General features: G+C 41.2%; 19 protein-coding genes. 2 read left to right on the top strand and 17 right to left on the bottom strand.

Annotated elements, in window-relative coordinates; all coding sequences use genetic code 11:
* Nucleotides 1–258: 258 nt before the first annotated feature.
* The 10 genes from COP04_RS13285 to COP04_RS13325 all read right to left on the bottom strand — a co-directional run bounded on the left by COP04_RS13285 (nucleotide 259) and on the right by COP04_RS13325 (nucleotide 7,815).
* The gene (locus COP04_RS13285) at nucleotides 259–915 is read right to left on the bottom strand and encodes a M15 family metallopeptidase (protein WP_239984866.1); all 657 of its coding nucleotides are present in this window, start codon (nucleotides 913–915) and stop codon (nucleotides 259–261) included.
* A 270-nt stretch (nucleotides 916–1,185) separates the two neighbouring features.
* The gene (gene asd, locus COP04_RS13290; RefSeq protein WP_100488465.1) at nucleotides 1,186–2,307 is read right to left on the bottom strand and encodes an aspartate-semialdehyde dehydrogenase; all 1,122 of its coding nucleotides are present in this window, start codon (nucleotides 2,305–2,307) and stop codon (nucleotides 1,186–1,188) included.
* 37 nt (nucleotides 2,308–2,344) lie between these two features.
* Nucleotides 2,345–2,536, bottom strand: a complete 192-nt coding sequence (locus tag COP04_RS13295; RefSeq protein ID WP_100488466.1) for an efflux RND transporter permease subunit — start codon at nucleotides 2,534–2,536, stop codon at nucleotides 2,345–2,347.
* A gap of 67 nt (nucleotides 2,537–2,603) precedes the next feature.
* A complete protein-coding gene (locus tag COP04_RS20815) occupies nucleotides 2,604–2,894 on the bottom strand; it encodes a CPBP family glutamic-type intramembrane protease (protein ID WP_476749551.1) in 291 nt (96 codons plus the stop codon).
* 88 nt (nucleotides 2,895–2,982) lie between these two features.
* A complete protein-coding gene (locus tag COP04_RS13300) occupies nucleotides 2,983–4,248 on the bottom strand; it encodes a zinc-binding dehydrogenase (protein ID WP_100488467.1) in 1,266 nt (421 codons plus the stop codon).
* A gap of 39 nt (nucleotides 4,249–4,287) precedes the next feature.
* Entirely contained in the window at nucleotides 4,288–5,118 is an 831-nt protein-coding gene (locus COP04_RS13305; protein WP_100488468.1) for a mannose/fructose/sorbose PTS transporter subunit IID, read from the bottom strand.
* Between the two features lie 13 nt (nucleotides 5,119–5,131).
* A complete protein-coding gene (locus COP04_RS13310) occupies nucleotides 5,132–5,935 on the bottom strand; it encodes a PTS mannose/fructose/sorbose transporter subunit IIC (protein WP_275656887.1) in 804 nt (267 codons plus the stop codon).
* A 26-nt stretch (nucleotides 5,936–5,961) separates the two neighbouring features.
* Nucleotides 5,962–6,465: a mannose/fructose/sorbose PTS transporter subunit IIB gene (locus COP04_RS13315; RefSeq protein ID WP_100488470.1), complete on the bottom strand. Its 504-nt coding sequence runs from the start codon at nucleotides 6,463–6,465 to the stop codon at nucleotides 5,962–5,964.
* The gene (locus COP04_RS13320; protein WP_100488471.1) at nucleotides 6,462–6,881 is read right to left on the bottom strand and encodes a PTS sugar transporter subunit IIA; all 420 of its coding nucleotides are present in this window, start codon (nucleotides 6,879–6,881) and stop codon (nucleotides 6,462–6,464) included. Before COP04_RS13320 ends, COP04_RS13315 begins: the two co-directional genes overlap by 4 nt.
* Nucleotides 6,882–6,999: 118 nt before the next feature.
* On the bottom strand, nucleotides 7,000–7,815 hold the full coding sequence (locus COP04_RS13325; RefSeq protein ID WP_100488472.1) for an SDR family oxidoreductase: 816 nt from the start codon (nucleotides 7,813–7,815) through the stop codon (nucleotides 7,000–7,002).
* 307 nt (nucleotides 7,816–8,122) lie between these two features.
* Here COP04_RS13325 and COP04_RS13330 point away from each other — a divergent pair, with 307 nt between their 5' ends.
* On the top strand, nucleotides 8,123–9,079 hold the full coding sequence (locus tag COP04_RS13330; RefSeq protein WP_100488473.1) for a sugar-binding transcriptional regulator: 957 nt from the start codon (nucleotides 8,123–8,125) through the stop codon (nucleotides 9,077–9,079).
* A gap of 239 nt (nucleotides 9,080–9,318) precedes the next feature.
* On the opposite strand, the gene COP04_RS13335 is transcribed toward COP04_RS13330, so the two are convergent.
* From COP04_RS13335 to COP04_RS13365, 6 genes are all read right to left on the bottom strand, one after another.
* The gene (locus COP04_RS13335) at nucleotides 9,319–10,425 is read right to left on the bottom strand and encodes an ISAs1 family transposase (protein WP_338062867.1); all 1,107 of its coding nucleotides are present in this window, start codon (nucleotides 10,423–10,425) and stop codon (nucleotides 9,319–9,321) included.
* A 273-nt stretch (nucleotides 10,426–10,698) separates the two neighbouring features.
* Nucleotides 10,699–11,043, bottom strand: a complete 345-nt coding sequence (locus tag COP04_RS13340; protein WP_100488474.1) for a VOC family protein — start codon at nucleotides 11,041–11,043, stop codon at nucleotides 10,699–10,701.
* A gap of 150 nt (nucleotides 11,044–11,193) precedes the next feature.
* Nucleotides 11,194–12,006, bottom strand: a complete 813-nt coding sequence (locus COP04_RS13345) for an alpha/beta hydrolase family protein (RefSeq protein WP_239984867.1) — start codon at nucleotides 12,004–12,006, stop codon at nucleotides 11,194–11,196.
* The gene (locus tag COP04_RS13350) at nucleotides 11,966–12,250 is read right to left on the bottom strand and encodes an XtrA/YqaO family protein (protein WP_162297104.1); all 285 of its coding nucleotides are present in this window, start codon (nucleotides 12,248–12,250) and stop codon (nucleotides 11,966–11,968) included. The genes COP04_RS13345 and COP04_RS13350 overlap by 41 nt, the downstream gene beginning before the upstream one ends.
* 544 nt (nucleotides 12,251–12,794) lie before the next feature.
* Entirely contained in the window at nucleotides 12,795–12,947 is a 153-nt protein-coding gene (locus COP04_RS19660) for a RusA family crossover junction endodeoxyribonuclease (RefSeq protein WP_157800304.1), read from the bottom strand.
* 505 nt (nucleotides 12,948–13,452) lie between these two features.
* Entirely contained in the window at nucleotides 13,453–14,913 is a 1,461-nt protein-coding gene (locus tag COP04_RS13365) for an MFS transporter (RefSeq protein WP_193437418.1), read from the bottom strand.
* A 109-nt stretch (nucleotides 14,914–15,022) separates the two neighbouring features.
* Between COP04_RS13365 and COP04_RS13370 the strand changes: the two genes are divergently transcribed.
* Nucleotides 15,023–15,388, top strand: coding sequence for a MerR family transcriptional regulator (locus tag COP04_RS13370; RefSeq protein ID WP_100488478.1), 366 nt, complete (start codon nucleotides 15,023–15,025; stop codon nucleotides 15,386–15,388).
* Between the two features lie 1,150 nt (nucleotides 15,389–16,538).
* Here the strand turns inward: COP04_RS13370 and paiA are convergent.
* On the bottom strand, nucleotides 16,539–17,057 hold the full coding sequence (paiA, locus tag COP04_RS13375) for a spermidine/spermine N(1)-acetyltransferase (protein WP_100488479.1): 519 nt from the start codon (nucleotides 17,055–17,057) through the stop codon (nucleotides 16,539–16,541).
* Nucleotides 17,058–17,059: the final 2 nt, after the last annotated feature.

Below are 17,059 nucleotides of genomic sequence, written 5' to 3' on the forward strand. Positions count from 1 at the left end.
TTGCTTATGGAACCGTTTTTAACGCGCTATTACAGCTTTTTAGCAAATTCAGATGATTATATTATTACCTGAATTTACCTGATTCGTTAATTCTAAAATGAGCAGTTTAAACTTTGTGTAACTCGACAAAAATTATTTCTTTTGCTTTGTGCCCTGAATATTTTAAGACACCGACGGCAGTTCATTTAACCGAATTGTAGACGAGTACACACATTGATCATGAGATATTTGCTGCCAAACCAATTATCCTCTATTATTTCACTTAGAAATTTCAATACCGCCATAAAAAGGATCAGCATTGTTTTCTTTACCCCAAGAACGGTCACCATAAGAATAGTGCCACCATTCTGTAGGATTTTGAGTAAATCCCGCCTCCTCCATTTTCCCACGAAGAAATCGCCGATGATCACGGGCTAGAAGCTCCATGTCTGTCAGGTCGGTTCTTCCTTCAAAATAATCTGAATGGGCTCGTTCGGTGAAATCATCGAATCCCGTACCCATCTCAATCCAATTTTGATCATTTGAAAGGGTCAGGTCGATAGCTGCCCCTGTATAATGGGGCGCTGGTTTTAAAGGATCTTTTGATGGATAAGCAACAAAGCCGACAATGATTTCCTTAATCTTTTCTTCAGAATATCCCAAGCTGCGAAACTGACGGATAGCCCGCTCATAAATATATCGCTGGGTTTCAAATGAGCGCCAGCCGTCAATCAAAACAAAAAATATCCCACTGGGAAGCTGCTTTGCAATATGAATAATCTTCTCAGCTACCCCTTCCCGGAGAAACAAATCTTTCGCTGTGTCTGGAATTTTCTGCATAAAATAGGCTGGATAAATTTTAATTTTGGGCGATACATTGTTCATTGAAACAAGCGGTTCTTCCTGCTTCAGCAGATCATTTTTCGCTGTGGACAATTCTGTCACTCCTAAAAATAAAATATCAAATTTTTAAGGGAAATGCTCACATTTAGTTTAGAATACTCTCAATTTATTTTCCGTAGTGCGCTGTTCAACCCATAAAAACTTAAAATAAACCTGAGACTGTTTAAATTCCGAATTTCCCGGAAGGGTCTGACAATCATTTTCACTACTTAAAATCTATTCTAAAAAAAGGCTGACGCAGAAAAAGGAAGGTCACTTAAACCTTCCTTCATGATCATCCACTGTAATGAAACACGGCTGATCTTAGACGTTTGCCGATAGTCCGGCTTCCTTTATTTCTCTGGAAACGAGATACCCCTCGGCTTTAAGCAGCTCTGCAGTGAGCAATCCCCCGCCCGCTGCTCCTCTTATTGTATTATGCGACAGGCATACAAATTTATAGTCAAATAGGGTGTCTTCTCTCAGTCTGCCGATCGTGATGCCCATTCCTTTTTCATAATCTCTGTCAAGATACGTCTGAGGCCTGTCATCTTCAGTCATATATTTCAGAAATTGTTTTGGCGCACTGGGCAAGCCTAATTCCTGCGGTCTTCCGCAATATGAAGACCATCGTTCAAGGATTTGTTCCTTTGACGGTTTATGTTTAAAGCTAACGAATACCGAAGCAAGATGGCCCTCCGAAACAGGGACTCTGATACATTGAGTGGTTATATTGGGAGAAGAGGCATTCACAATGCCGCCATCCTGAATTTCCCCCCATATTTTCAAAGGTTCCTTTTCGCTTTTTTCTTCTTCGCCGCCTATAAAAGGAATGACATTATCCTTCATTTCAGGCCAGTCTTTGAATGTTTTTCCAGCACCTGAAATCGCCTGATAGGTGGATACAACCACATTCAAGGGTTCGAACTCTTTTAGTGCAGACAATGGCGGCACATAACTTTGGATCGAGCAATTTGGTTTCACTGCTATAAAACCATACTTCGTGCCCAGGCGTTTTTTCTGACTTTCAATGATCTTCAAATGATCACTGTTGATTTCCGGGATAACCATAGGGACATCCGGTGTCATTCGATAAGCAGAATTGTTCGATATCACAGGGACTTCCGCTTTAGCATACTTTTCTTCCAATTCCTTTATTTCACTCTTCGGCATGTTAACCGCACAAAATACAAAATCAACTTCGCTGCTGATTTCATCCACTTCATATACATTTTTCACTTGAATATCTTTCACTGAATCCGGCATGGGAACATTCAGTTTCCATCGATTCTTTACCGCTTCTTCATATGACTTGCCGGCCGATCTGTGGCTTGCTGCTATTGATGCCACTTTAAAAAAGGGATGGTTTTCCAGCAGGGTTATGAATCTCTGTCCAACATATCCTGTTCCGCCAAGAATTCCAACCTTCAGTCTGTTATCCTCCATACTCCTTACCCCTCTTTATTAAAGTAAAAATATTATACTACAGATCGAACGAAAAAACAGGAAAGTAGCCAATATTCAGTGCCGAAAGCTCTTCAGATTGCCTGGATCTCCCTGCGATGAATGTACCAAAGAACGCGCCGATTAACGCTACCGGCATCGGGAAAAGAATTGCAAATGGTGCCGCCCAATCACCAAACAGGATAAGCATCACAATGTAAACCAGACCCACTGCAACAATGATCGCCTCATATTAATGAAGGGAACAACCATATTAATTCGAGTATCATGTACCCTTTTTAGCAATAACTTGAATTCAAAAAAACAGGCTTGAATACTTTGTATCTATAAAACTTTAATCCCCAAAATAATACTGTCAGTACAACAATTAAAGTATATGCAGAATATAAATCTAATTGATCAACATTAACCTTTGAATAATGAAAAATACTATTTGTTACACCGGCATAACCATCTAATGCGAAGTGCATACCTACTGAAGTATACAAAGATTTTGTAACCATGTAAAAATATCCAAAAACCATTCCACCAATAATCACGAATACTAGCGAATAGGCATTTCTAGACAACCCCTATTCTAAAAAACCGCAATTGAGGATTATAAATTCTCACTGCGGTTTCTATTTATGACATAAACAGTTCATATAAAATTTGTACTTAGATATTTACAGCATGATCGAGCACGTATTGCTCTGCTTCTTTGGACCACAGACCGTTGTTTTGCTTCAGCACTTCCCGTAGACCGCTGTAAAATGGATCCAGGTCTGTGCCTGATACGATTTCTTCTAGCGATTTCCGAGGCATATTCTTTTGTACATAAATTAATTTCTTTCCGCTTGGTAGAAGGGATGGAAGATTCAGCGTTGTATCTGCTACAGCATTCAAGCCAAGAATGTGAGAAACAACCTTTTCAACGTTTACCTTTCTCTCTTCAACCAATTTAATCGCCGCGCGCATATCATCTGTGTTCCCGCCGGAAGTTCCTACATAATGAGTGAAATTATAGTGAATATCATACAGATTGACTTCCGCAGTAAAATGCTTATCCCGCGGGCCGGCAAAGAAGTTAAGGCAGCCGTCCTTGGCTAAAAGGTTGGAAGCCTGTGTGATCAAAGGCTTGACAGGTGCCAGGACAAAGATATCGTCATAGGATTCGTTATTCACTACAGATTGGAGATAAGCCACCTGATCCTCAAATTTGCTCACGTTAACATAATGAAGATCGATACCATCTTTTTTCGCATCTTCAGGGCTGTATAACCGCGAAGCATTCTGTAATTTCTCATCAGACAGATCCGTAATAACTAATCTTTTGGGCTGAATCGGTCCGTGCAGCGCATAATCGATCTGGAGCAATCCCATCGGGCCAGTGCCCCCCATGATCAGAAGATTTCCGCCCTCTTTAATCCCCATCTTATGATTATAAGTGCCTTCGATCAAATGATAGTTGGCATTAAAACCGCCGACCACACAGGATAAGGGTTCAAGAAGCGAACCTTCAAAATAAGTGGCTCCGTTATATTCAAGCAAACAATCCTGTTCCATAACCTCTCGCGGAATTACAACATATGTGGCATCCCCGCCTATATATTGGAAAGAATACCCTGGGCAATCCGGCCGGTCCGGCAATTGAAGATTGGGCTGTATCGCAAACTTGCTGCCTGCAGTGAACTTATCTTTCCACTTATTCCCGACCTTGACAATTTGCCCGCAAAATTCATGCCCGACGATAATTGGATGCTCCGCTACATCATTAGGGACCTTTTTATGATCCGGACCGATTTTCGCTTCTTTCCATGACGACATGCAGATACTGTCAGTTACAACCGTTGCCAAAATTTCATCACTTTTGATTGCCGGCAGTTCAAATTTTTCCAGCCGTAAATCTTCTTTTCCGTAGAGTCTGAGTGCTGTTGTTTCCATAGTTTCATTCTCCTTTTAAATAATTAGTGTTTTATCTCTTTATTTCAAGATTCCAAGCCAGTAGCCCAGAATACCGATACCAAATAAAGCAAAGATCAGGACAATAGGACTGACTTTCTTTCTGAGCAGAAACATCATGAGGAATGTTAAACCAAGTGCGAGCAGGCCAGGGCACAATTGATCGAGAATGCCCTGAACGGTCATGGTTGTTTTCTGCCCAACCTGATTTGTCGTCTGAGAAATGACAATTGGCACGTTGATCTTCGTCCACTTCGTCACAAGAACACCCATGATAAACAAGCCAAGTATACTGGCCCCTTCAGTCAGCTTTTTCAGTCTGTTTGAAGCCATGTCCTTCACAATGCCCATCCCAGCTTCATACCCATACTTCAACCCGTACCATTTTAAAGCCAGTCTGACCATATTAAAGCTGAAGAAAAATAACAATGGGCCAAGAAGGTTTCCATTTAGCGCTAATGTAGCACCAAGAGCTGCGGTAATTGGCCTGAGCGTTCCCCAGATCAAAGGATCTCCGACTCCGGCAAGCGGGCCCATCAGGCCGACTTTTAAACTGTTGATCGCTCCGTCATTTATATCCTCGCCGTCTGATTTCGCCTCTTCCATTGCAGCTGTAACGCCCACCACAGGGCCGCACACCGCAGGAGTTGTATTGAAGAAAACAAGATGTCTTTGCAAAGCGGCAGCACGCTCTTCCCTGGTTTTATAAAGTCGTCTGATTGCAGGTGCCATATCAAAGCAGAATCCAAGGGCATGAATACGTTCATAGTTAAAAGAGGCCTGCTGAAAATTTGTTCGTACGAACATGTTAAAAAGATCGCCCTTGGTTAACTTCTTTACTTTATCAGTCATTTCCATACCCCCCTCAATCATCAAGCATGTCATCAGCAAGTGGCACTGACGAATTCGTGTTGGAATTGGAATCACGTTTATTTTCAAGGTAAGTCGGATTCAGTTGGATATAGACAATCGCGATGATCAATCCGATAGCACCAAAAGCAAGCAGGCTGAAGTTCAGATAGGATGCTAGCAAGAATCCGAGAAATAAGAAGGGCATAAGGTACTTTGCCCCCATCATATTCAGTACCATTGCATATCCGACAGTAACAATGAATCCTCCCGCGACATTCAGTCCGCCAGTGACAACCGGTGGTATCGAGTGCAACAGGGACTGCACACTACCGGCATTCATGAAAATGGTTACCAACAGTGCGGGTATGGCGACTCGAAGTGCTTGAATGAGTAGTGCCGATAAATGCAAGATATCGATAAGATGAAAATTAACCTGCTTCGCCGCGCGATCAGCTGCATGTTGGAAAAACACGGTAATTGTCCGGGCAAACACAGTGAGTACCTGTCCTGCGGCTGCTACTGGCAAAGCAATTGCTATACCTGCCTGAATATCTTGTTTACCAACAATGACCAGAATTGCAGAAATAATACTTGCCAGAGCAGAATCAGGAGACTGGGCAGCACCGATATTCATCCAGCCTAATGCAATCAGCTCCAATGTTCCTCCAAGTATAATCCCTGTCTGTATATCCCCCAGTATCAAACCAATAACGGTACATGCGACTAACGGCCGATGTGTTTGGAATTCATCCAAAACGCTTCCCATACCGGCAATACATGAAAAGACAAAAATTAGTACAATTTGAAAAGCTTGAATTTCCATCATTTATCACCTGCTTTTCTTTAATTGTTATTTATCTCAAAAGTTATCTCTTTCAACTTCTTCATTAAATCAATCGGATTATCACTGTCGACCACTCGAAGATCCAGATTAATTCCCAAGTTATTGAGTTCATCAAAAGCTTTAACGTCTTCGGCATTTACTGAAACTGCTTTGGTAATTTGTTTCTTCCCCACCCTGAATGCCATGCCACCGATGTTAATGGATTTAATCGGTACACCCTGCTTCACCATCCGAAGGACATCCGTTGGATTGATAAAAAGGAAGAAAACCGTTTCATCCTGATAAATTGGGTTTTTGTAGACCTTGACAGCCTTATCCACCTCACAGATATTGACTTTCATTCCCGGCGGAGCAGCTTGTTTCAGCAACATTTTGCGTACATTATCATTTGCCACTTCATCACTGCAGATGATAATGCGTTTCGCGTTGGCTTTCTTCGCCCAAACAGTCGCAACTTGCCCATGTATCAGCCGGTCATCAATTCTTGCAAAATTGATAATCATATCAATCCCTCCTCGTCCTGTTTGTTCAACACATCTCTGAACGATTTAACAGTTTCGGGAGCAATCTGCTTGATATACGACACGATCTCCGTCAGGTTCTTCATATTCTGATTTGATACAGCCTCCAGACAGATCGGCAGATTCACTCCACAGATCACTTCAATATTGCTATTCTCAAAAGCCAGAGAAGCCGATGCATTATAGGGGCTTCCACAAAAGAGATCAGTGAGAATCAATATACTTTTTAAATCATTCTTATCAATTGTTTCAGTGATCTTCTTTTTGATATCGTCGGGGTTCTCTCCCTGAACAAAACGAATCGGGAAGAGGTTCTCAACCTTGCCAAAAATCATTTCGATCGATCTTTTAAAGGATTCAGCCAAATCACCATGCGCACAAACAATGATTGAATACATTTTCCTTTCCTTCTTTCAAATCGTTCTGTCAATGCATCAGGATTAGTTTTCAGAAAAGAACCGGATTCAATAATGATTCCGTTTATTAATGCCGTCCCGAAGAATTCTGTTCTTCAATTTATCCTCTCGACTTGCCACCAGCGATATTGTAAGTTGTACCAGTGACGTAGTTCGCACGGTGGGAACTCAAATAGAGTACTAGATCTGCGACTTCCGATAGCTTACCGTCACGTCTGAGTGGAATCGATTTGTTTGTATACCCTTCACGCAGTTGCTGGACAGTGATCCCTCTTGTATACGCAAGAGCCTCTTCATAGGCAGGTGTACGCAATCCTGTTTTTTCAAGAATGCCTGGCGCAACGCCAACAACTCGAATACCGAACTTGCCCAGCTCTTTCGCCCACGATCTTGTGAAACTGTAGATGGCTGCTTTTGTTGCCGCATAGCCGCTTTGCCCTTCGGATCCTTCGAGACCACTTTCTGAAACCATGTTAATAATAACGCCTTTTCTAGCCTTCACCATTTCTCGTCCGGCAAGCTGGGAAAAGAGAAAAACACCTTTTTGATTAATGCTAATCATTCTATCAAGCGTTTCATCGCTCAATTCGAAACTGCTGTTCTCTTCTTTCTCATCCACCAACAATCGCGGTAAATTAATACCGGCGTTATTCACAAGCACATCAATCTTTCCAAACTTGCTGATTACTTCCTTAACTGTGTTTGCAACACTTTCCCGCTTTGCGACATTCGTCTGGACAAACAGCAGCTGATTGTCTTTTGCCTTTGCAACCAAATCATGCGGCGGTTCTTGCAAATCTGCCAGCACCACATTCGCATTATTTTCAAGTAAGGATTCAACAACCGCTTTTCCGATTCCTGAAGAACCTCCTGTTACAATTACTGTCTGATCATCAAGTCCAAGCCATTTACTCATCTTAAATTACCTCCAATATTATCGTGAAATTTATGACAATGCGTTCAACCAGAAGCTTAGTAACATGCTTTTAGCCAACAGCATTGAACATTTGTGATTATAGAGACCATTTGTGTTACTCATTTCATTTATATTATAAAACGCTTTCATTGGGCGTCAACTTATAAATTGTTGCATATTTGTGAATTAAGCTCACAAACGTGCTCCAAATTTACAACATTATAAAATCAATATATAATTAAGGCAAAATAAACTTGCACTAATAATCATTTAACGGTCAAATGTGCAAACTTCCTCGAGGCGCAAAATGGATAGTATTGAAATGAAAAAACTTTATATAAACATCGCTCAGATGTACTATGATCAGAACATGACGCAAAACCAGATCGCGCAAAGGACGGGAATCAACCGGACATCCATCAGCCGAATTCTAAAGAAAATTCGGGAAGATGGCATTGTAAAAATTATTATCAATTACGATCTGAATAATGTTTCATTAGCCCAAAAACTGAGAAACAGGTTTAATCTGAAGTATGTAAGCGTTGTTCCCGTAAACAGTGAACAGCAAAAGCGTGTCAGGCTGACCGCGATTGGCCAGGCATGCGCAAAATTTTTAGAACAAGTTGTTGAAGATAATGATGTAATCGGTTTATCATGGGGAAGCACTTTGGCTTCCGTCGTCGAAGCACTAGCCCCTTCTGCCGTAAAGAATAATGTATCTTGCGTCCCTATAGTAGGAGGGCCATCGGGAAAACTGGAGAGCCAATACCACGTCAATACGATTTGCTATGGTGTGGCTCAGAAATTTAGGGGAAAATCATTGCTGATTGATTTCCCAGCCATTGTTGAGAAAACATCTATGAAAAATGATATTTTGGAGACCCATTACTACAAAGAAATTGATAATATGTGGGATCACATCAGTATTGCAGTATTTGGTGTGGGTTCATTGCAGATCGCTGAAAATTCGACGTGGCATGCCTTTTATGGGGATAAGGCGATCACAAAACTGAAATCAGAGGGAGTTGCCGGAGATATCTGTTCTCGATTTTACGATATAAATGGAGCGATCATTCAGACACATTTATCCGATCGAACAATATCGATACAACTTGATAAACTTAGGAAAGCAAGATACGCGATCGGTGTTGCCGAATCTGTAGAAAAGGTTCCTGGAATTATTGGTGCTTTAAGAGGCCACTATATGAACGTTCTAATCACGACAGAAGAAACAGCAACAGCTATTCTTGAAGAGACAGATTAATTTAGTAGTCAGGTGTTAATTGACGAGGTAACTCATATGATTCATAAGGAATCTCGGATCTATCAGAACAAATAAAGTTATATTGTTTACAGCAAGCTAGCAGTTGCTATATAAAAAAACGGCAAATTTTTTGGCGAATAAATCATTATAGAAATAAACAGGGATATTTACCCATATATCAGGGCAAACGCATTAGAAATTCTGATTGATCGCGTGCTACAATGAGTGCAACAAATGAATTATGAACGATCCGAGAGGCGATAAGCCAGCGCAAGCACCGTTTTTAAATAGGGAAAATCAAAACCTGCTTTTAACCGCTTTCCTCGAATACTCCGCTTACTCGTTGTCTCCTGCTTCAGTAAATTGACCACGCATCGGCGCAGCAGAGCCATATTCTGCGCACTATTTTTCAGACGCATGCGCTGCTCGTCCTCTCGGAACGTGACATCAAGCACGTGATGAAGTCCATTTTCGATCTGCCAGTGCTGGCGCACGGCTTTAGCGAATGTTTTCGCATCGCTGGAAAGTGAGGATAGATAGAACCGGCGTTCCACGCTGACCTGATCACCAGTCTGCCGTTCAGACTCAACCACACCGACACTTTTAAGTCCTTTCCATTCCTCTTTTTGATCCAAAAAATCAATGGCGTCGGTCGTCCAGTAACGGCGGACATCGACACGACCATGACCTTTTTCGACCTGTTTATAGAAGCTGTGCGGGACATCCTTAAACGCATTTTTCTGTGCGTCTTCCAGATACAGTCGGACGTCTTCATGGAGCGTGGACTGGTTGCCTTTCAGAGCCAGCACATAATCCGCTTCTTTCTCCCTGATCTTGGCGGCAATGTCTTTCTGGCAGCCCATCGCATCGATCGTGACGATACAGCCTTTGAGCTTCAGCAGGTCAAGCAGCTCGGGAATAACGGTGATTTCATTCGTTTTTCCCTCCACTTTTCGCCGGGCTAGTACCGCCTTTTGTTCGGTTGCCCATGCGCATAAGGTATGAATCGCTCGCTTGTTAGCCGCACGATGATGGGAACCGCGCAACGTTTTCCCGTCAATGGCCACGATTTCGCCCTCGGTGAGCGTATAGACGTCGGCTGTCCAATTCATGAAGCAACGTTCAACAGTCTCAGGATCGAGCAGAGAAAAGACCCGGGCAAAAGTGTCATGAGAAGGGATGCCATTCGGTAGCTCAAGGAAACTTTCAAACCACTCTTTACGGGCGTAGCCGAACTCCTCCATGTCAGTGAACGAATCAATGGCGCAAATCGTCGCAGTCAGGGCGATGGTCAGGATATCAATCAGATTATGTCGCAGATGATTCCCGCTGCGTGGATCAGGTATGTCGGTGGTCGATCAAATGTTTCGTCATGAGTACATGTCTCCTAAAACGGTCTTTTCTTCACATTTTACCGTTTTTAGGAATAATATTCCTCATTTTTTAAATGCGTAAGCCCTGACCCATATATTATCTAAACTTGCAAAATACTAAAGAGCGGCAAACACCTCTTATACAATAAAGAAGTATTTACCGCTTTAAAATCAAGAACCTCTTCTGCTACGCAGTTAAGATGGACTGCGAAAAACATTATCGCCTTGTCCGTGTATAGAAATTGATTAGTTTCCATCGGGATCTTTGAAATAAAATGAGCGATTGCTCCATTCTTGCGTAGTTAAAGGTTTAGCAATTTCAACATTGAGCTTTTTAACACGCTCATATTCTTCCTCCACATTGTCTACGTTAAATTCAAGTTCCAAACTTTTATTGAATGCTGGCTTTGTTGTCCCGGCAGCATACTTTTCCTGAGCATCAAAACTAAAGAAAGAAAGGATACCACCATCAGTTGGAAACTCGACATAATCTTTCCCAAAAATTTGTGGTTGGATTTGTAATACTAATTTATAAAAATCGCATAATTCATTTACTCTATTGGTAATTATGCAGCTATGCGTAAGTTTCATGTTCTCTAATTTCTCCCCAATTAATTCTGATAAAGTTTCGTAGTAGAACGCGCACCAGAAATACTGATTTGAAGTAGAATCATCAACTCGGCGAATCAATTAATTTCTTTTTTCAAGAGAGATTACTATTTAGTATCTAACTCAGCAGGTTCAAGGACGGGAGCGACTTTTACGCCATAATAAAGTTTCCAGTGAATCGGTCACTGAATCCCATGCCGATGACGACGGATCGATAATCTTAAAGTGTTCCATCTCTGGAAGCACTACCAAACTGACTTTATCCCCTAGTTCAATAGCCCTGCGATGATACTCAACACTCAACTCGACTGGAACATCGCAGTCAAGATCACCATGAACTAAAATTTGCTCAATGTCCAAAGGCAACAATTCAATAGGCGAAGCTAAGCGATAACGATCAGGCACTTCTTGCGGTGTTCCACCAATAAATGATGCTACGGGACTACTAATCCCTTTTTCAACATGAATGTTCCACATTTTCTGCAAATCCGAAACCCCTGCCAAGCTTATTACACCCTGTATAGGTATCAGCAGAGGACTACCCAGCTCATCCGTCCGAATTTTGCTTGTTCGGGACGCCAACCAGAGGGCCAAATGTCCACCCGCTGAATGCCCAAGAATGACCACACGAGAAAGATCAAGCGGAAAATGTTCCTCGAGCTGGGACAAGTGATTAACAGCATCTACTACATCATGAAATGTCCCTGCCCAACCTCCTCCATCTTCTCCGACACGGCGATACTCGATATTCCACGTAGCGTAACCACGGCGAACTAAATCTTCATCAAGTGGATCAATTTCTCCAAGCCCATATTTTGATTTCCAAAATCCTCCGTGTATCGTAACAACAACGGGACAATACTCAGACGATTCGGGTACACGCAATATTCCGAATTGTGACGGGTTATCTCCATATGCTATATGAATCGAAGAAATAAATGCCAATGTAAAAACCTCCTGAATCAACTAATTTAATCGGTAAATAATTGTTCAAAACCCTTCCCTCGTCCCATTTCACGCGCTTCACCTCACCTTGCCCTGGTACGATGGCCGTTTCCCCGTGTTCCGGAAGTTCCGTCATCCTTGCTTGCCCGTCACACATCACAACGGCAAAAGGTTCCTTATTTCCAATCATATCAATATTTAACCGCATTGGGCGCGGATCTACATCTATTTTTTTTAATCGCATCGGATTCCCTCCCGTGGTAAAATTAACCTATTGAGTTGGCTCGGAGAGATCCGAGCTTTTTTATAAGGAGTGGAGGCTACTTTGAATTCTAAATATGCCACTATCATAAATGTTATTTGTCTCTTATTGCTCGCTTTTTCTAGAAATTATGTGATTAAATCAATAGTTTTTTCTATATTTACGATTGAATCAATTATTGACGCATACAAAGAACCTAAATTGTTGAATATTCTAATCTACCCTGTTTTGGTCATTATTCTTTTCGTCGGCTTTTTTGTATTTGCTTGGTAACCCAACTTTCGGAACGATCCGAGTTTTTTATTAAGGGGATGCAATTAATGAATTGGAAATTATATTCATGGCTTGCTATACCTTTTCTCCTTCTTGCGTTTTTTTATGATTTTTACTCCAAACGGTCAATATTCATGGGCAATTCTTACACCTGTTGCCTTCTGGATTATTTACCATATCATTTATCCGGATGTGATGACGGGACCCGGATGATCAATCAGAGCCGCAAGCAGTTCGGCATGTTCATCGTTCGTCATTGGGGCCGGTTCTGGCTAGCCAACAATTTGACATACTTCTTGTACCCCCTGCTGTCCGGTGGATTCACGACCCGGGAAAATCCGCCAACTGTTGAAAATCGCGGCCGCCCTTGATCGATCGGTTCACCGTAGATTGTGAATTCAATCATCTTTCACACCCCATTTTTTAATCGGATTTTTGATACATTTTAATCTGCCCTTAATATCAGTCTGATAAAGTGGACACCAGAGAGGATGGCACAAGTGGCCATCATCGGTATTGGCGATGGCGGGGCCAATGCTATTTTTTTAGTCAATCATCCGTATCGCCCACCTTAAATCAATCAACCACATCCGGGTGTGCTTCAGCAATAATTTCAATCGCTGTTTACATACCCTGATTAAATCCTCTATTCCATTTTTCTTCCCAACATCACTATTGAACGTTTCAATAAATTTCTCTTTGCAATGTTATAGGCTTAACAATCTCTCTGATTTTAGTGCTTCAATCCAATCTTCAACTTCTTCTAGGCTCGGCCATTTTATTTGATTGAAGTTGGGTACCAATTACGTAAAAGAAGCCGAAGAGATTAATCACTCTTCGGCTTCTCAGTCTGCAATGAATTCAATGAACTAAGCCAGTTAGTTGAGAGGTAACGAATCAGTTAGGAGCTTTCAGCTCGTTTTTCGAGATTTGCACCAGATTCTGTTACTTTTACGCAAACGCATCCAAACACGATAAACCGTAATCAGCCATGCCACAATAACCAAGAAAATCGCTGATGTGAATGCGACATACATACCATAAACAAACACGTTACCATTACCAGTTGGATAATTCGTAATACTGTGTCCCAACTTGTGGCTCATTGCTGCATAAAGTGCAGTGGTGACTAAACTCGTCCCCATGATCAACCCAAGATTTCGTGCCAGAGAACTCAATGCACCGGCTACACCAAGCATTGAGTTTGGTGCATTAGACATAATCAAGGCGTTATTCGGTGTTTGGAAGAAGGCCATCCCAAATCCGCCCATCATCAACAAGATAACCATAACTACAAATGATGTCTGCACATCAACAATACGCCAACCAAAAAATGATGCACCAAGAATCGTCAAACCAAACAACGTCACGTATTCTTGATCAAATTGATCCGCCAAGTAACCTGAAATGGGCGCACCAATCAACATGGTCACTGGCCAAATCATTAAATAAATACCAGCCATACCTGAACTAATCCCACGCAAGTTTTCAAAATAGAATGGCATCAACACGTCAATGAAGTAGCTGCTGGTGAAAACCAAGAATACTGCAACCAAACTAATCGTAAACAGTGACGACCTGAAAATCGTCAAATTCAACAGTGGGTCATCCACACGCAACTCTTGGCGGATAAAAGCGATAAACAAGATTACAGACACTACAAACAATGTAACTGGTAGTAATGTCGTGAACCCTTGCTCCTGGCCTATATTAACAGCGAGGAAGAAGATGCTAATTGTGAAGAAGAGCGTCACAATACCCGACCAATCAAACTGAACAGCTTCACTGCGTGCCGTTGACTTTGGAAAGACGAGCGAACCAATAACGATAGCAATAATTCCTACCGGAACATTAATCCAGAAGATGTACGACCACTCAAGCCGTTCCAAAATCAATCCACCAACGCCAGGCCCAGCAATCATTCCTAATGACACGAATACTGAATTAAGTGACATCGCACGCGCACGCATATTAGCTGGCGCGGTTGCTGTAATAATGCCAAATCCATTACTCATAATCATCGCGCCACCCAAAGCTTGGATAATACGCGCGAATAATAAAAACCACAAACCAAGATTAATGCCAGCCAGAAACGACCCGATGGTGAAGATATACATTCCGATGCGAAACACCTTAATTTTCCCCGCTTGATCACCCAGGCGACCGAAAAAAGTCAAAAGTCCAGAGATAACAATCAAATAAATCGAAACCGCCCATGTGGCTTGATTCATTGGGATATTCAACTCTTTAGACATAGTTGGCAGTGCAATATTAACGATTGACCCATCAATTGTGGCCATAAATGAAAATAGTGCAACGGCAGTCAATGTTAGCCATACCCGGCGCATTGACAACATTTTTGTTTTTACCATAAAAACCCTCCACATATCCAAGTTATCTGTTCTGTTTGTGATATAATTTATCCTATACCCCTACAGTTACTGTAGGGAAACCCCTAAATTCCAAAAAAGGAGAATACATTTGCTATTAATTGGACTACTCGCTAAGGAAAGCGGCATTTCCATTGGCACAATTCGCTTTTATGAGGAAAAAGGAATCCTTGAGGCGACAACTCGTGATGATAATAACAATCGTTTGTTTGATGAAGAGACACTTAAATGGCTCACCTTTGTGAAGTACTTACGGAAAACTGGCATGAGTATCAAAGATATTCAACATTATCGCAAACTGATAGATGCCGGCGAAGAAACCATCCCCGAGCGAATCAAGATTATAGAGCACCAAAAGCAAAAGGTTCTTGCTGAAATCGCCGATAAACAAGAACAAATTGCTCATCTGGATCATAAACTTGAGCGTTATCGTCAAGGTCACGATAATTATGTATAAGTGTTGATGATAGTTGATATGCGAAGCATTACCTCAGAAAGAAGCCGCAGCTAAATTAATGTATGTGTAACTGTTGTTTCTCCAGGGGCTGTCGGTACAGAATGATTCAAAACAGAAAAAGGCAATGGATTCAAGGCAGCAGGAGCAGACCCAGTGGTATTGCCGAGTGTACAAAATGGCTAATTTACTATTGTAATCTGGCAAGCAAAATATTTCTCTTCTCTTCCAAAATTATGAGAGTGGGAGGTATCCTGTACCGTATAGTGACATTTTTACTGAGCATTTTTCAGATTGTCATTTCCCAGAGGTCAATCCCCAAGTCTACGCCGAGAAACAAAACGATAAGGTGCTTATTTAGAGAAACGCAAGGCACGAGATGCTATCTCGGTGAGTGCTTGAGAGCAAAAATACTTTAGCCTTCCTCACACCACGGGCTTAACATAAAAAAAGCCCCACTGGTTGGTTGTCTGGGGGGATTAATGTATTGGAGTTTAACGAGTACATTGAGAAAGAATAAGTAAATCCTCCACCGACAACAATTATAATTACGGCCAAAGTAATAATGTTTGTAAGACAAACGCCATTTGCTAATGTTTTAAAATCACCAACGATTAATAGAAGCCGACAGATTATTCATTGAATGTTTTATACTCGTCTGATTGTTTTTTGTCTTGCTCATCTGGGTTCATAAAATTATTCTCCTAAAAAATAACTTTTTTATGTACATTTTAATTTTCATTCATGATGGATGAAAATGTGCTTTTTAGATCAGAATATCTGAAATCAATTGTAATTGTATGTGTTGCAGATGTTCCACTTATACGAATAATACACTACTCCAAGCTCTCGATCTCACATCTTCCGCCGCTCTTCACTAGTTCTGGACTCCGCCGCGCAAAATTGTGTCGGTCTGTTCCAACTGGTTGATAGATAAAAAGCGCCCCACAATAGGGGAGCGCTTTTTGCATGGTTTCAGCTGACTTATGACAATAAAGTTCTTTCCTGAAAAAGGGTTTGTTGCGCAGTAGGGTCGAACTGTGCAATGGTTATCGTTTTTTTTAGCAACTTCTACTTGTTAGATTTCTCTGTGTAATGTAGTGGAAAGGTATTTTTCTAGATTCGGGCACCTTTTAGCTAACAAGAACTACAATTATATAAGCGTTTTAACCATAATAAAATCAGTTTGTTTTTCATCTCCCATATAAAAGGCGTGAGCTCCATTTTTTAAAAAACCCATTTTCGTATAAAATTTGATTGCCCTCTCATTTTTTTCCCATACACCTAACCAAACTTGCTTCTTATTCTGTTCTTTTGCTAATTCTATTCCTTTATGTATAAGAAATTTTCCAAGTCCTTGTCTTTGAAACTTATTCCTTATATAAATTCTCTCAATTTCAAGTGCCTCGGAACCAATATTATCCGTTTGCGCTTCATTAACATTAACCTTCAAATAGCCAGCGAGTTCTTCATTTAAATATACAAGAAAGAAATCTGAATAAACATTTGATAATTCCTTTTTTAACTGTTCTAAATTAAATGCTTTCTCCAAGTATGTTTCCATATTTTCAGGTGTGTTAAAAGACTGAAATGTCTCATTATATGTTTCGTAACCTATTTTTTGAATCATATGTAAATCTGTAAGTGTGCACTTCTTGATATTTGTCTTCACTT

This window comes from Sporolactobacillus pectinivorans (assembly GCF_002802965.1).
Lineage (GTDB): Bacteria > Bacillota > Bacilli > Bacillales > Sporolactobacillaceae > Sporolactobacillus > Sporolactobacillus pectinivorans.

Coding starts and splice junctions, on each gene's coding strand:
- asd (WP_100488465.1), bottom strand. CDS start 2,307: ATGGAGGATAACAGACTGAAGGTTGGAATTCTTGGCGGAACAGGATAT.
- COP04_RS13300 (WP_100488467.1), bottom strand. CDS start 4,248: ATGGAAACAACAGCACTCAGACTCTACGGAAAAGAAGATTTACGGCTG.
- COP04_RS13305 (WP_100488468.1), bottom strand. CDS start 5,118: ATGACTGATAAAGTAAAGAAGTTAACCAAGGGCGATCTTTTTAACATG.
- COP04_RS13315 (WP_100488470.1), bottom strand. CDS start 6,465: ATGATTATCAATTTTGCAAGAATTGATGACCGGCTGATACATGGGCAA.
- COP04_RS13320 (WP_100488471.1), bottom strand. CDS start 6,881: ATGTATTCAATCATTGTTTGTGCGCATGGTGATTTGGCTGAATCCTTT.
- COP04_RS13325 (WP_100488472.1), bottom strand. CDS start 7,815: ATGAGTAAATGGCTTGGACTTGATGATCAGACAGTAATTGTAACAGGA.
- COP04_RS13330 (WP_100488473.1), top strand. CDS start 8,123: ATGGATAGTATTGAAATGAAAAAACTTTATATAAACATCGCTCAGATG.
- COP04_RS13340 (WP_100488474.1), bottom strand. CDS start 11,043: ATGAAACTTACGCATAGCTGCATAATTACCAATAGAGTAAATGAATTA.
- COP04_RS13350 (WP_162297104.1), bottom strand. CDS start 12,250: ATGCGATTAAAAAAAATAGATGTAGATCCGCGCCCAATGCGGTTAAAT.
- COP04_RS19660 (WP_157800304.1), bottom strand. CDS start 12,947: ATGATTGAATTCACAATCTACGGTGAACCGATCGATCAAGGGCGGCCG.
- COP04_RS13365 (WP_193437418.1), bottom strand. CDS start 14,913: ATGGTAAAAACAAAAATGTTGTCAATGCGCCGGGTATGGCTAACATTG.